The organism is Erwinia sp. BNK-24-b (genome assembly GCF_047456155.1).
GTDB classification, from domain to species: domain Bacteria; phylum Pseudomonadota; class Gammaproteobacteria; order Enterobacterales; family Enterobacteriaceae; genus Erwinia; species Erwinia phyllosphaerae.
On the sequence record NZ_CP179901.1, the window covers coordinates 3,039,883 to 3,055,281 of the forward strand.

General features: G+C 53.2%; 10 protein-coding genes. 4 read left to right on the forward strand and 6 right to left on the reverse strand.

Annotated elements, in window-relative coordinates:
- Nucleotides 1–300: 300 nt before the first annotated feature.
- Nucleotides 301–2,058, forward strand: coding sequence for a 30S ribosomal protein S12 methylthiotransferase accessory factor YcaO (ycaO, locus tag ACMGGR_RS13825; protein ID WP_246760536.1), 1,758 nt, complete (start codon nucleotides 301–303; stop codon nucleotides 2,056–2,058).
- 65 nt (nucleotides 2,059–2,123) lie between these two features.
- On the opposite strand, the gene ACMGGR_RS13830 is transcribed toward ycaO, so the two are convergent.
- A complete protein-coding gene (locus ACMGGR_RS13830; RefSeq protein WP_414147125.1) occupies nucleotides 2,124–2,336 on the reverse strand; it encodes a hypothetical protein in 213 nt (70 codons plus the stop codon).
- 65 nt (nucleotides 2,337–2,401) lie between these two features.
- On the opposite strand from ACMGGR_RS13830, the gene focA reads away from it, so the two are divergent.
- The 3 genes from focA (at nucleotide 2,402) to pflA (ending at nucleotide 6,493) form a co-directional block, all read left to right on the forward strand.
- A complete protein-coding gene (gene focA, locus ACMGGR_RS13835; RefSeq protein ID WP_246760535.1) occupies nucleotides 2,402–3,259 on the forward strand; it encodes a formate transporter FocA in 858 nt (285 codons plus the stop codon).
- A gap of 71 nt (nucleotides 3,260–3,330) precedes the next feature.
- Nucleotides 3,331–5,613, forward strand: coding sequence for a formate C-acetyltransferase (gene pflB, locus ACMGGR_RS13840; RefSeq protein WP_246760534.1), 2,283 nt, complete (start codon nucleotides 3,331–3,333; stop codon nucleotides 5,611–5,613).
- Nucleotides 5,614–5,752: 139 nt separating this feature from the next.
- Nucleotides 5,753–6,493, forward strand: coding sequence for a pyruvate formate lyase 1-activating protein (gene pflA, locus ACMGGR_RS13845; RefSeq protein WP_414147126.1), 741 nt, complete (start codon nucleotides 5,753–5,755; stop codon nucleotides 6,491–6,493).
- 36 nt (nucleotides 6,494–6,529) lie between these two features.
- Here pflA and ACMGGR_RS13850 read toward each other — a convergent pair whose 3' ends face one another.
- The 5 genes from ACMGGR_RS13850 to ACMGGR_RS13870 form a co-directional block, all read right to left on the reverse strand.
- Complete coding sequence (locus ACMGGR_RS13850; RefSeq protein ID WP_414148965.1) at nucleotides 6,530–7,678, reverse strand: MFS transporter; 1,149 nt, start codon at nucleotides 7,676–7,678, stop codon at nucleotides 6,530–6,532.
- A 319-nt stretch (nucleotides 7,679–7,997) separates the two neighbouring features.
- Nucleotides 7,998–9,290: a serine--tRNA ligase gene (gene serS, locus ACMGGR_RS13855; protein WP_246760532.1), complete on the reverse strand. Its 1,293-nt coding sequence runs from the start codon at nucleotides 9,288–9,290 to the stop codon at nucleotides 7,998–8,000.
- Nucleotides 9,291–9,374: 84 nt separating this feature from the next.
- Nucleotides 9,375–10,718, reverse strand: coding sequence for a replication-associated recombination protein A (locus ACMGGR_RS13860; protein ID WP_414147127.1), 1,344 nt, complete (start codon nucleotides 10,716–10,718; stop codon nucleotides 9,375–9,377).
- Nucleotides 10,719–10,725: 7 nt separating this feature from the next.
- Nucleotides 10,726–11,337 carry an outer membrane lipoprotein chaperone LolA gene (lolA, locus tag ACMGGR_RS13865; protein ID WP_246760530.1) on the reverse strand — a complete coding sequence of 204 codons (612 nt, stop codon included), beginning with the start codon at nucleotides 11,335–11,337 and terminating at the stop codon, nucleotides 10,726–10,728.
- 165 nt (nucleotides 11,338–11,502) lie between these two features.
- On the reverse strand, nucleotides 11,503–15,288 hold the full coding sequence (locus ACMGGR_RS13870) for a DNA translocase FtsK 4TM domain-containing protein (RefSeq protein WP_414147128.1): 3,786 nt from the start codon (nucleotides 15,286–15,288) through the stop codon (nucleotides 11,503–11,505).
- Between the last annotated feature and the right edge of the window lie 111 nt (nucleotides 15,289–15,399).

The window sequence follows — 15,399 nt, forward strand, 5'->3', positions numbered from 1 at the left end:
CACCACTTTCAGTTCAATCGGTATCGATTCTGCTATCGGTTTTATCATTGCCATCCGGACGCTGCAATGTTTAATCAGGTCAACCGACCAGTTATGCGCCGTGTGCCGCAACAGTATGTAGCGTGAATTGCAACAGAAGCGATATTTTGTGAGGCCCTTCCAGCGGAGTTATTTTCATACCGGATCTCAGAGAGCGGAAATGCCACAATAGCCGGGATAAAACATTTCGTCGCATAGCGAACCTACGGGAAACCCCGTATCATTGCGCGCTTTCGACACAACCCAAAATGAGTGGGCACTATGACGCAAACCTATATTCCAGGCAAAGATGCCGCACTGGAAGACTCTATCTCACGCTTCCAGCAAAAATTACAGGATCTGGGCTTCAATATCGAAGAAGCTTCCTGGTTGAACCCGGTTCCTCACGTCTGGTCCGTGCATATTCGTGACCGTGACTGTCCGCTTTGCTTCACTAACGGCAAGGGTGCCAGCAAAAAAGCGGCGCTGGCTTCTGCGCTGGGTGAATATTTTGAGCGCCTGTCAACAAACTACTTTTTTGCAGATTTCTGGTTAGGCAACACTATCGCTAACGGCGACTTTGTCCATTATCCGAATGAAAAGTGGTTCCCGTTACCGGATGACGACAGCCTGCCGGAAGGCATTCTGGATCCGCGCCTGAAAGATTTTTACGATCCGGAAGCCTCTCTGAACGCCAGCGATTTAATCGATCTGCAGTCTGGTAACGCCGCGCGCGGTATTTGCGGCCTGCCCTTCACGCGTCAGTCTGACCAGGAGACGGTTTATATTCCGATGAACATCATCGGTAATCTCTATGTTTCTAACGGCATGTCAGCGGGCAATACCGCTAACGAAGCGCGCGTACAGGGGCTGTCCGAAGTTTTCGAGCGCTATATCAAAAACCGCATTATCGCCGAGTCAATCAGCCTGCCCGTGATTCCACAGGACGTGCTTAACCGTTATCCGGGCGTAGTAGAATCGATTGAAAAGCTGGAAGCAGAAGGATTCCCGATCTTCTCTTATGATGCCTCGCTCGGCGGCAATTATCCGGTGATCTGCGTAGTCTTGTTCAACCCGCAAAACGGCACCTGCTTCGCTTCCTTTGGCGCGCACCCTGACTTCGGCGTAGCGCTGGAGCGTACCGTAACCGAACTGCTTCAGGGACGTGGGCTGAAAGATCTGGATGTCTTTACCCCACCGACCTTTGACGATGAAGAAGTGGCTGAGCACGCTAACCTGGAAACCCACTTTATCGATTCCAGCGGCCTGATCTCCTGGGATATGTTCAAAGACGACGCGGACTATCCGTTTGTTGACTGGAGCTTTGCCGGATCGACCGAAGAAGAATTTGCCACGCTGATGGCAATATTCAACGCGGAAGATAAAGAAGTTTATATCGCAGATTATCAACACCTTGACGTTTATGCCTGCCGTATTATCGTTCCCGGCATGTCTGATATTTATCCTGCGGAAGATCTGTTGCTGGCCAATAACAGCATGGGTGCCTATTTACGAGAAACGCTGCTTTCTCTGCCTGACAGCCAGTGGGAAAAAGAAGATTATCTTGCACTGATCGAGCGTCTGGACGAAGACGGTCACGATGACTTTACTCGCGTACGCGAATTGCTGGGCCTGGCAACGGGTAAAGATAACGGCTGGTATACGCTGCGTATTGGCGAACTGAAAGCCATGCTGGCACTGGCAGGCGGTGATATCGATCAGGCGCTAATCTGGACAGAGTGGACGATGGAATTCAACGCTTCTATCTTTACGCCAGAGCGGGCTAACTACTATCGCTGCCTGCAAACGCTGCTGCTGCTAAGCCAGGAAGATGAACGCGATCCTGTGCAATATCACCATGCATTTGTCCGTATGTATGGTCAGGAAGCCGTAGATGCCGCTTCCGCTGCCATTAGCGGCGAAGCGCCTTTTTATGGTTTGCAGAGCGTGGATGAAGATTTGCTGGCGTTCCCGGCGCATCAGGCGCTACTCGCAGCCTACGAGAAGCTGCAGCAGGCTAAGCGTCGCTACTGGAAATAATTTTTTAGCCCGCCAGAACAGGCGGGCTTTTTAAGACCAGCTTTAACCAGACTTAAATATTAATTTTATTTAAGATTAGAAAAGGTTGCCGGATTATTTCTGCAAAAATAAAAAACGCCGATATAGTAGAGTAAGGTTGCCGGGCGCGCTCCATTGAGCCTTAAAAAATATATAGCTACTTTAAAATTTATTTTAAGCTTTATTATCAATAATTTAAGAAAAAAATAAGCTTTTCTTCCCTGTTCGGAACGGCAATGTACCGTTTCAATATGATCCATATCAATTTTCCTGCCGTACTCCTTTGTTATTATTTCATCGTTCAATAATTTCAGGAGAAGTTAGTGTGAAAGCTGGCAATCCGTTCGATTTACTCCTGCCGTCTGAAATGGCTAAAGTCGCTGAAGAAGCGGGCGTCTATAAAGCAGCAAAACACCCTTTTACCACTTTTTTTCTGGCTATCACCGCGGGCGTATTTATTTCCATCGCTTTTGTTTTTTATATCACTGCCACCACCGGCACGGAAACCATGCCGTATGGCGTGGCAAAACTGATCGGCGGCCTGTGCTTCTCTCTGGGGCTGATGCTGGTGGTGGTGTGCGGGGCAGACTTGTTTACCTCGACCGTTCTGACCATGGTGGCGAAAGCCAGCGGACGCATTACGTGGGGGCAGCTGGCCCGTAACTGGATTAACGTTTATATCGGGAATTTCTTTGGCGCGATGTTTTTTGTCGGGCTGATCTGGTTTGCTGGCCAGTATATGGTGGCAAATGGTGCATGGGGGTTAAATGTTCTGCAAACGGCTGACCATAAAATGCACCATACTTTTCTTGAAGCCGTCTGTCTCGGCACGCTCGCAAACCTGATGGTATGCATGGCGGTCTGGATGAGCTATTCCGGGCGCAGCCTGACGGACAAAATGTTGGCTATGGTGTTGCCGGTTGCCATGTTCGTTGCCAGCGGGTTTGAGCACAGCATTGCCAATATGTTCATGATCCCCATGGCTATCGTTATCAAAGACTTCGCTTCGCCAGCTTTCTGGCAAGCCACCGGGACAACAGCGGCACACTTTTCAGATCTGACGGTCATTAATTTTATTATCGATAATCTTATCCCCGTCACCCTCGGCAATATTATCGGCGGTGGGCTGCTGGTCGGCCTGACGTACTGGGTTATCTATTTGCGGGACGGCGATCATCACTGATTGCCAGCAACAGGATTTGACCTTGCTGCCAGGCAGCAGGAATAAAAGAACTTCATTTAAAAGGTGATCACATGAGCGAGCAAAATGTAAACCAGGCAGCTGCCTGGGCAGGCTTTGCACAAGGCGAATGGCAGAACAGCATCAACGTCCGTGACTTCATTCAAAAAAACTATACTCCCTATGAAGGTGACGAAGCATTTTTGAGTGGCGCGACACCGGCAACCACGGCCCTGTGGGATAAGGTGATGGAAGGCATTAAGCTGGAAAACCGTACCCATGCGCCGGTGGATTTTGATACCGATCTGGCTTCCACCATTACCTCTCATGACGCCGGTTATATCGATCGCAAGCTGGAAACCATTGTTGGCTTACAAACTGAAGCGCCTCTTAAGCGCGCCCTGATCCCTTTTGGCGGCATCAAAATGGTGGAAGGCTCCTGTAAAGTTTACGGACGCGAACTGGATGCCGGCCTGAAAAAGGTTTTTACCGAATACCGTAAAACACATAACCAGGGCGTTTTCGATGTTTATACGCCCGACATTCTGCGCTGCCGTAAATCGGGTGTATTAACCGGGCTGCCGGATGCTTATGGTCGCGGCCGCATTATCGGTGACTATCGTCGCGTTGCCCTTTACGGCATCGACAGGCTGATGAAAGACAAGTTTGCTCAGTTCACTTCACTGCAAAGCGATCTTGAAAATGGCGTTAACCTTGAAGCGACTATCCGCCTGCGCGAAGAAATTGCCGATCAGCATCGTGCGCTGCAGCAGATTAAAGAGATGGCTGCAAAATATGGTTGCGATATTTCTGAACCAGCGAAAAGCGCTCAGGAAGCCGTACAGTGGACCTACTTTGGTTACCTGGCCGCGGTCAAATCGCAAAACGGCGCGGCAATGTCGTTTGGCCGCGTTTCTACGTTCCTTGATATCTATATTGAACGCGATCTGCAGGCTGGCAAAATCACCGAGCAGGACGCTCAGGAGCTGATTGACCATCTGGTAATGAAACTGCGTATGGTTCGCTTCCTGCGCACGCCAGAGTATGACGAACTCTTCTCCGGCGACCCTATCTGGGCGACAGAGTCACTGGCAGGCATGGGCGTTGACGGGCGTACGCTGGTCACTAAAAACAGCTTCCGCTTCCTGAATACGCTTTACACGATGGGCCCCTCACCTGAGCCTAATATGACCATTCTCTGGTCTGAAAAGCTGCCGCTGAACTTTAAGAAATTTGCGGCCAAGGTTTCTATCGATACGTCATCAGTACAGTATGAAAATGACGATTTGATGCGCCCGGATTTCAATAACGACGATTACGCTATCGCCTGCTGCGTTAGCCCAATGATCGTGGGCAAACAGATGCAGTTCTTCGGTGCACGCGCCAACCTCGCTAAAACCATGCTTTACGCCATTAACGGTGGCATGGATGAAAAGCTTAAAATGCAGGTGGGCCCGAAAGAAGCGCCAATGATGGACGACGTGCTGGACTATGACAAAGTGCTGGGCCGTATGGATCACTTTATGGACTGGCTGGCAAAACAGTATGTAACCGCCCTGAACGTCATTCACTATATGCATGACAAATACAGTTACGAAGCTTCACTGATGGCGCTGCACGATCGTGACGTTTACCGCACCATGGCCTGCGGTATCGCCGGTCTGTCTGTGGCTGCCGATTCACTGTCCGCTATCAAATACGCTAAAGTGTCACCTTTACGTGATGAAGATGGCCTGGCGGTGGATTTCAAAATTGAGGGTGAATATCCGCAGTTTGGTAATAATGATGCGCGCGTGGACGATATCGCCTGCGACCTTGTCGAACGCTTTATGAAGAAAATTCAGCAGCTGCAGACCTATCGCAACGCGGTACCAACGCAGTCTGTGCTGACAATTACCTCCAACGTGGTTTACGGTAAAAAAACAGGTAATACACCAGACGGTCGCCGCGCAGGCGCACCATTTGGCCCGGGCGCAAACCCAATGCATGGACGTGACCAGAAAGGTGCTGTCGCCTCTTTGACATCCGTAGCGAAACTGCCTTTTGCCTATGCGAAAGATGGTATCTCCTACACCTTCTCCATTGTGCCTAACGCCCTGGGTAAAGATGATGATGTCCGTAAGGCTAACCTTGCCGGTCTGATGGATGGCTATTTCCATCACGAATCCAGCATCGAAGGCGGGCAGCATCTGAATGTCAACGTCATGAACCGCGAGATGCTGCTGGAGGCGATGAACGATCCAGAGAAATATCCTCAGCTGACCATTCGTGTTTCAGGTTACGCGGTGCGTTTTAACTCCCTGACGAAAGAACAACAGCAGGATGTGATTACTCGTACCTTCACTAAAACCATGTAAAGAGTAAAAGCTCCGGTTCGCCGGAGCTTTTTTAGTCTGTTTTGCCAGCCATCTTGTGGGTCGCTGGCAAAAAAGACTTAACGCAGCTGCAGACTGCGTCCCTGCCTGAAGGCGGGATTACCGTGGAGAAAACATCGCAATGTCAGTAAAAGGCCGTATCCACTCGTTTGAATCATGCGGGACCGTTGACGGCCCCGGCATCCGCTTTATCACCTTCTTTCAGGGCTGCCTGATGCGCTGCCTCTATTGCCACAACCGTGACACCTGGGATACCCACGGCGGTCAGGAGATTACGGTTGAAGAGCTAATGAAGGAAGTGGTGACCTATCGCCACTTTATGAACGCATCGGGCGGCGGCGTTACCGCTTCCGGCGGCGAAGCCATTCTGCAGGCGGAGTTCGTGCGCGACTGGTTTCGCGCTTGCTGTGCTGAAGGAATCAATACCTGCCTGGATACCAACGGCTTTGTGCGTCGTTACGATCCGGTGATTGATGAGCTGCTGGAAGTAACCGACCTGGTAATGCTGGATTTAAAGCAGATAAACGATGACATCCATCAGATTCTGGTTGGCGTCTCTAACCATCGCACTATGGATTTTGCTCGCTATCTTGCCAAAAAGAATATTCGTACCTGGATACGCTTTGTCGTGGTGCCCGGTTATTCCGATGACGATGATTCGGCGCATCGGCTGGGTGCATTTACGCGTGATATGGGCAATGTAGAAAAAATAGAGCTGCTGCCCTATCACGAATTGGGTAAACATAAATGGCTGGCGATGGGCGAAGAGTACAAGCTTGACGGCGTGCATCCTCCCAGGACGGAAACGATGGAGCGGGTCAAGCATATCCTGGAAGAGTACGGCCACAAGGTAATGTATTAGCGAGCGGAAGAAACCCGCTCACTCTACCAAAGCCGATCAGGCATGGGCGATCGGCGTAGCGTGACGGTCGGCCTTACGTAGCAGCATAGCCAGATAAACCAGCGCTACCGTAGCAATAGTGACAAACAGCACGCGGTCGGAATAGCTTTGCATCAGCATAGAAGTAAGTGCTGGTCCGGCCAGGCTGCCGGTGGTGTAACTCAGCAGCAGCGCCTGGTTCATTGCGACCAGCTCATGGTGGGCCACTTTCTCGCATGCCCACGACATAGCGACCGGATAAAGCGTAAACCCGGCACAGCCCAGCACGAACAAGGCTGGTGCCATTGCGGCATTGCTGAGCATTGCCAGCGCGCCCAAAATCACGCCAAAGACCTGCACGCGCAGCACCAGCAGACGGCCATAGCGATCCGCAAGACGGCCAACCGGCCACTGGCCGATAATGCCTGCGCTGACCATCAAAGCCATCCAGTAGCCTACTGTTGCATCGCTCATACCCTGATGAGAAAGATAGAGCGGCATTAATCCATACAGCGAGCCAAGCAGTATCCCGGAAATAATACAGCCATTGATCCCCAGCCTGGCGCTGCGGCGGCGCAGCATGGACCACATCCGTCCGGGAGCCTCTTCGCTCTCGCCTTTTGCCGTAATTCGGGTGAAAACCAGCGGCAAAATAGCGGCAACGATAAGAGCGGTTACCCACGGCAGCGTATGCAGCAGTTCGGTAGAAATCTTGCTGACTAACAGCTGGCCGATAACCGTCGCAAGGTAGTAAACAATCATGTAGGCAGCGAGTAGTCGTCCCCGGTTGCGTAACGTGCCGCTACATAACAGAGCACTTTCCACGACGACCCAGATCAGCGCACAGCCAATGCCGGCAACGAAGCGCCAGATCGACCACATCCAGAACCCCTGTTCGAAACCCATAGCGGCCGTCGCCAGGGCGAATAAGGCTGTCGCAATATAATAGGCCCGATTAAAGCCCAGCCTCTTAATTAGCCATCCCGCCATTAATGTTCCGACCAGGTTGCCGGTAAAATAAGCGGAGCTGACGGCACCAATCTGCCAGGTAGGCAGTAAATCGTGCGTAAGCCAGAGCGGCACCAGCGTATTCAGCACGGCGACAGAAATCGTCAGCAGCAGTAAACCGCAGAGCAGCATAATAACGGGACGGGACCAGGTTGACATAGTCAGGAGACGACCAAAAGAGAGATGATTTTGCGCGAATAATGCCACCAGCCGGATTAAAGTCAACGACCTGAATTTGGCCACAGCACAATTTGCCGTGGGCCGATTTATTTTTTTTATCCGTAAAAAGCCAAATAATGTTCAAAATGCTGAAATTAAATTTATATCATTGAAATAAAAGGAAATAAAACAAAGAGGAATTTTTAATCGATTATATTTATTGCTGGATATGACAGGCGTTAAAGCGGCAGCGTTACACCGCGACAAATAAAAAAAACCTGCGGCCGTTAAGCCACAGGTTTTTTATCAGAAAGGGAAACTAGCCGATAAACTCAAGCCCTTTCATATAAGGTCGCAGAACCTCCGGCACGGCAATACGGCCGTCCGCCTGCTGATAGTTTTCCAGCACCGCGACCAGCGTACGGCCTACAGCAAGGCCAGAACCGTTGAGCGTATGGACCAGACGCGGTTTCTTCTCGGTTTTGCTGCGGCAGCGAGCCTGCATGCGGCGCGCCTGGAAATCACCCATATTCGAACAGGATGAGATCTCACGATAGGTATCCTGCGCCGGTAACCAGACTTCCAGGTCATAAGTTTTACATGCGCCAAAGCCCATATCGCCCGTGCAGAGCAGCACTTTACGATAAGGCAGCTCAAGCAGCTGGAGAACTTTTTCGGCATGGCCGACCAGCTCTTCAAGCGCCTGCATGGAATCTTCCGGACGGGTAATCTGCACCATTTCAACTTTGTCGAACTGATGCATACGAATCAGACCGCGGGTATCACGACCATAGGCGCCGGCTTCAGAACGGAAGCATGGCGTATGGGCGGTAAACTTCAGCGGCAGCGATTCTTCTTCCAGAATTTCGTCACGGACCAGGTTGGTCAGAGGAACTTCGGCCGTTGGGATCAGCGCATAGTCGCTGGCGGAAGCTTCTTCTTCCAGTGGACGCGTATGGAAAAGATCTTCACCAAATTTTGGTAATTGTCCCGTTCCGTAAAGCGTTGCGTGGTTAACCAGATAGGGAACGTAGGTTTCCAGATAGCCGTGCTGTTCCGTGTGCAGATCCAGCATAAACTGGCTAAGCGCGCGGTGCATCAGGGCAATCTGCCCTTTCATTACCACAAAACGTGAACCAGTCAGCTTAGCGGCGACGGCAAAATCCAGACCGGCAGCCATCTCGCCCAGCTCCACGTGGTCGCGTACCGCAAAATCATACTTGCGCGGCTCGCCCCAGCGGCTGATTTCCTGATTTTCACTGTCGTCCTTGCCTGGCGGCACTTCGTCAACAGGGATATTAGGAATGGCCAGGGCCACATCACGAATGGCATTCTGTAACGCATCAAGTTCCGCTTTGGCCGCGTCCAGGCGTTCGCCCAGCGCGTTCACTTCCTGACGTAACGGCTCGATATCTTCCCCACGCGCCTTGGCCTGCCCGATAGATTTGGATCGGGAATTGCGTTCAGCCTGCAGCGTTTCGGTTTCGACCTGCAAAACCTTGCGGCGTTCTTCATGCGAGCGCAGCAGATCAACGTCCAGCTTATAGCCCCGGCGTGCCAGTTTTTCAGCGACTGCGTCTGGCTCATTACGCAGCAGATTGGGATCGAGCATGCTTGTCCTGTGATTAGTAAAAAGAGATGGGCGCATCCCGGAGAATGCGTTGAATTCCTTGCTAACCTTACCGCAAGGCGGGGGTCAGCGATAGCGTTTTGTCGGGCTATTTTGATCCTGTCCGGCAAGCCAGGCGAGCTTTTCACCAATCTTCCCTTCCAGCCCGCGAGAGGTTGGCTGGTAATAACGCGTCTGTGCCATTTCAGCCGGAAAATAGTTCTCTCCTGCGGCATAACCGCCGGGCTCATCGTGCGCATAACGATATTCTGCGCCCAGCCCCATCTCTTTCATTAGCTTCGTTGGCGCGTTGCGTAGATGCTCGGGAACATCAAAATCGGGCTTGTCGCGTGCATCACGCATCGCCGCTTTAAAAGCGGTATAGACGGCGTTGCTTTTCGGCGCGCAGGCCAGATAGACGATAGCCTGGGCGATAGCTCGTTCACCTTCCGCTGGCCCAACCCGGGTAAAGCAATCCCAGGCGGAAATCGCTACCTGCATACCCCGGGGATCGGCATTGCCAACATCTTCTGAAGCGATAGCTAACAGGCGGCGCGCGACATATAGCGGGTCGCCGCCTGCCGTAATGATTCGTGCATACCAGTAAAGTGCCGCGTCAGGCGCGGAACCGCGCACCGATTTATGTAGCGCTGAAATCAGGTCGTAAAAGCGATCGCCTTTATTATCGAAGCGGGCGCTCCGCTCGCCGGATACTTCAGTAAGCAGTTGTGGCGTCAGGATACGCTGGCCTTTGCTATCCGCTTCTGCCATATCGGCCATCATTTCCAGCGTGTTCAGTGAACGACGAGCATCGCCATTTACCAGCTCGGCTATCATCCTGCGGGTATCAGCCGGCAGGATGATATTCTGCTTACCGTAGCCCCGCTCACCATCTTTCATCGCCTGATCCAGGACCTGCTCAATATCTTCAGTGGTCAGAGACTTCAGCAGATAAACGCGCGCGCGGGAAAGCAATGCAGAATTTAGCTCAAATGAGGGATTCTCAGTAGTGGCACCGATAAAAGTGATAGTGCCATCTTCAATGTGCGGCAGAAACGCATCCTGCTGGCTTTTATTAAAGCGATGAACCTCATCAACAAACAGAATGGTACGCCGTCCGGCATGACGACTTTGCCGCGCTCGCTCAATCGCCTCCCGAATTTCCTTGATGCCGGAGGTAACAGCGGAGATGCGCTCAACGTCAGCCTGGCCGTAGTGACCAATAATCTCCGCCAGCGTGGTTTTACCCGTGCCTGGCGGCCCCCAGAGGATCATCGAATGCAGATGTCCGGCTTCGATAGCGCGCGGCAAAGGTTTGCCGGAAGCCAGCAGATGCTGCTGTCCGATATATTCAGCCAGCGTCCGAGGCCGCATGCGCGCGGCCAGGGGTTGAAACTCGTTATGGGAAAAATCCAGAGACAGGTTGCTCACGCTGACCTCACTGACGTTGATCGTCCAGCGTCACGCCTTTTGGCGGAGTGAAGCGGAATTTATCAGGATTAACCGCGCCGTTTTGCTGGCTTTTCAGGCTGTAGCTGCTGCGCTGACCATCCTGCTCCACCGCGCTGAACTGGTTAATGGTACCGTTGGTTGAAACGTTAATCGTAAACTGTTTCAGGTTGCCGTCGGTCGATTTTGGCGTCAGCTCAAAGTTGTCGCCAAGCTGCTTAATGTTGTACTGCTTCCAGTCGCTGCGCTGGTTACGAGCGATCAGCATAAATGGCGTATTGCTGGTGGCGTCTTTCAACCAGGTCGCGCTGACCTGCTCAACAAACGGGTTGTAAAACCACAGGGTTTTGCCATCGGAAATCAGTACGCTTTCATCGGGCGCGGTCATGTGCCAGTTAAATAAATCGGGACGCTTTACCCACAGCTCGCCTTCCCCATCCTGAACGGACTGGCCGCTGCCATCGGTAACTTTTTGGGTAAAGCTGGCATGAAAACTGGTTACTTTATCCAGGCGCTGCTGTAAATCAGCAGAGGCATCGGCCATGACGCTGGCAGAAGCAAAAGAAGCAAGCAGGCAGCATGTGATCGTCAATTTTTTCATTTACGGCATCCTTATTGAAACTTTTTTATCCCGGTTAGCGGGCAGCCTTAACTGTAGCCAGGCGGCAGAGATAACAACAGGGGAATTAGCTGATTACACGGATATGATATGGAGACAATCGCTGGAAATTCAACGGGCCGGATAATCCGGCCCGTTGGTTACGCGTTACATCTCATGCGGCGGTGGTGAAAGCACTTCGCGATTGCCGTTGTGGCCCGGCGGCGAAACTATGCTCTGCGCTTCCATCTGTTCAATAATGCGTGCCGCTCGGTTATAACCGATGCGGAACTGCCGCTGAACGCCAGATATCGAGGCGCGACGTTTTTCAACAACGAACGACACAGCCTGATCGAAAAGCGGATCGAGCTCTTCGTCGCCATCAAGTCCCATGGCAGCGCTTTCACTCTCTTCGCCTGCCGTGATGCTCTCTATATACTGCGGACGACCGCGGGCTTTCCAGTCCTGAACCACTGCATGCACTTCCTCATCCCTGACGAAAGCACCGTGCACGCGTACCGGCATTGAGGAGTTTGGCGGCATATACAGCATATCGCCCATCCCCAGCAGCGATTCGGCACCGCCCTGATCGAGGATCGTACGCGAGTCGATCTTGCTGGAAACCGTAAAGGCAATACGAGTTGGAATGTTGGCTTTAATCAGGCCGGTGATGACATCTACCGACGGGCGCTGCGTTGCCAGTACAAGGTGAATACCTGCCGCACGCGCCTTCTGTGCCAGACGGGCAATCAGCTCTTCCACTTTTTTGCCTACCGCCATCATCAGATCGGCAAACTCGTCAACCAGCACCACGATATAAGGCAGCTTTTCCAGCATTGGCGGCGACGTTTCCATGCTGTCGCCCGGCTTCCAGAACGGATCCGGAATCGGACGCCCCATCTCTTCCGCCAGCCTGACCTTCTCGTTATAGCCAGCCAGATTACGCACGCCCAGCGCCGACATAAGCTTATAGCGGCGCTCCATTTCGCCCACGCTCCAGCGCAATGCGTTAGCCGCGTCCTTCATGTCGGTAACCACTTCTGTTAACAGATGCGGAATACCTTCATAAACCGACAGCTCAAGCATTTTCGGGTCGATCATGATAAAGCGCACTTCTTCCGGCGTGGCTTTATAGAGCATGCTGATAATCATGGCGTTTACGCCAACGGATTTACCCGAGCCGGTAGTACCCGCTACCAGTAAATGCGGCATTTTTGCCAGGTCGGCCACGACCGGCTCTCCAGCGATATCTTTACCCAACACCACAGAAAGCGGCGAAGGATTATCGCGGAACATGTCGCATTCCAGTACTTCACGCATATAGACGGTCTGGCGATGCTTATTAGGCAATTCAAGACCCACATACGGCTTACCGGGAATAACTTCCACGACGCGTACCGCTACTGCGGAAAGCGAACGGGCCAAATCGCGTGACAGATTAGAAATACGAGCAGCCTTAACGCCAGGTGCCAGATCCAGTTCAAACCGTGTAATAACCGGTCCTGGAGAAATACCCACGACTTCCGCTTTGACACGATAGTCGCCCAGGCGAGCTTCAACCAGCCGTGCCGTTTGCTCAAGCGCAAACATATCTACCGGCTCGGCTTCCGCTGGTGGAGCCGTCAGCAAGTCCAGCGTTGGCAGTGGCGTGGTTGGTTTTTCCAGCGGCTGCTCATGACGCACCAGGAATGGGTGGAACAGGCTATCTTCCACCTTTATTTCTGGCGCAGGCTCCGGCTGCTGTACTGGCTGCTGCCACGAAGGTGCGGCTGGCTGCTCAGGCTCCTGCTGTGGTGCTGGCCGCTGCCATGACGGTGCGGCTGGCTGCTCAGGTTCCTGCTGCGGGGCTGATCGCTGCCACGAAGGTGCGGCTGGCTGCTCAGGTTCCTGCTGCGGGGCTGATCGCTGCCACGATGGTGTAGCTGGCTGCACAGGCTCCTGCTGCGGTGCTGGTCGCTGCCACGAAGGTGCGGCTGGCTGCTCAGGTTCCTGCTGTGGTGCTGGCCGCTGCCATGACGGTGTAGCTGGCTGTACAGGCTCCTGCTGCGGGGCTGATCGCTGCCACGAAGGAGCGGCTGGCTGCTCAGGTTCCTGCTGCTGCGCTGGCTGCTGCCATGATGGTATAGCTGGCTGCTCAGGTTCCTGCTGCGGGGCTGGTCGCTGCCATGATGGTATAGCTGGCTGCTCAGGTTCCTGCTGCGGGGCTGGTCGCTGCCATGATGGTATAGCTGGCTGCTCAGGTTCCTGCTGCGGTGCTGGTCGCTGCCACGACGGTGCTGGTTTGACTGGCTCCGCCGCAGCTGATGACGTAAACGAAGCGCCTTCGACTTTAGCCGCCGCCTCTTCCGCCGGTAAGAAATCAAAAGCACCCGCGGTATTTGCTACCATCGCCGAGGTACTTTGCTGCCCGGCATAGCGCTCGCTCTGCTGCCCGGCAAACTGGCGGGCAAGCTCGGCCTGATGTCGAATTTCTTCCTCATCTTCCGCACTTGCTTCAGCCGCAGCCGGTTCCCCATAGCGAGCCTGTTGTTGAGCATCGAAAGCCTCGCGCAGATGCGTTTCATCCTGCTGCTCTGCTTCAGAATCAACGGCCTGCTGCAGGCGCTGCTCTTCTTCCTTCGCCTTTTCCTCTGCAATACGCTGCGACGGCAGTTTAATACCGTAGGAAGCTAATTCGCGGCGGGTGGGAAGCTTAACGGGATTAGGCCGTGGTAACGCTGGCCCGATTCCTTGCTTCACCTGCGGATTAGTGGTTTCACTGGTAGCGCTGAAGCCAGGCATAAAGGCCGCCGAGGCTACAGCACTCGCTTGCGCTACATTAGCCGCATGCGGTTCTATCTCAGTGGAATGAGTAGCTTGCGGCGTAGAAAAATCAAAAGGTGAAGCCGAGGCTTCCTGCCAGTTACCCATGCGCGGAGCATCATCTTCTTCAGCAACGGGCACGGTTGGTGCAGGCGTCTCTGCCGGCACTTCAAAACGATAAAGTTCCGGGGCTTCGACGGCCGAAAATGCCTGTTCAGTATGCGTGGAGGCGGGAGCAGCTGCCGATGATACCGGGGTTGATGCTGCCAAGGTCGCCGTAGCCGCACCCTGTGCTGCAGCTGTATGGGAAGCTACAGCAGCCGGAGCAGCCGGAGCAGCCGGAGCAGCCGGAGCAGCCGGAGCAGCCGGAGCAGCCGCAGGCTTGCTTAACAGCGGGTCGCTGTCATCATCTTCATAAAAATTTGCTGACTGATTTAATAGCACATCGTCTTCTTCACGACGCGCGCTTTTCTTTAAAACAGGTGCCGGTTCATGTTCTTCGTCATCGTACTCTTCCTGCCAACGCTCTTCATCACGTGAACGGTTGCTGGCAAAGGTCAATACGCCCATGACCGCCGCGCCAATTTTTTCAGCAATGGTCAGCCACGACCAGCCTGTATACAGCGTCACGCCCGCAGCCCAAACGCAAAGCAGCGTTAACGTGCCGCCTGCCGGACTAAACCAGGGGGCCATGGCGTTGCTTAACAGGCTGCCGATAACGCCGCCGGAGGCAAAATACCAGATATCATCAGCATTTAGCGCAGCAAGACCACAAGAAGTGACTACCAGCGCCAGTACGCCAATCAGGCGCAGCGCAACGGCAAAGTAGTCAATATAGTCCTGCGAATGTCGCTGACGAAAGGTAATCCAGCATAGCCCGAGGATAACAGGAGGAATGGCATAGGCCATGACGCCAAAAATGAAAAATAGCGTATCGGCCAGCCACGCGCCCGGACTGCCACCCAGATTGTGGATTGGTTCATGCCAGGCGGTTTGCGACCAGCTGGGATCGGAAGGGTTAAAGCTCAACAACGCTACCATCAGATAGACGGCAAAAAGAGCAACAACGATCAACAATGCTTCCAGCAGCCGACGACTACTGCTTAACGGCTGTAAGGACACTTCTTTATCTTCTGTGTATTCCTGGCTCAAGAGTACTCTCCAGGTGCCTGTAAACTATGGAGGCAACAGCGTCGGGCAAGCCCGACGCTGAACCTGTATGAATTCACAGGAGTGTACCGAAAACTACCAGGTTTTGCACCT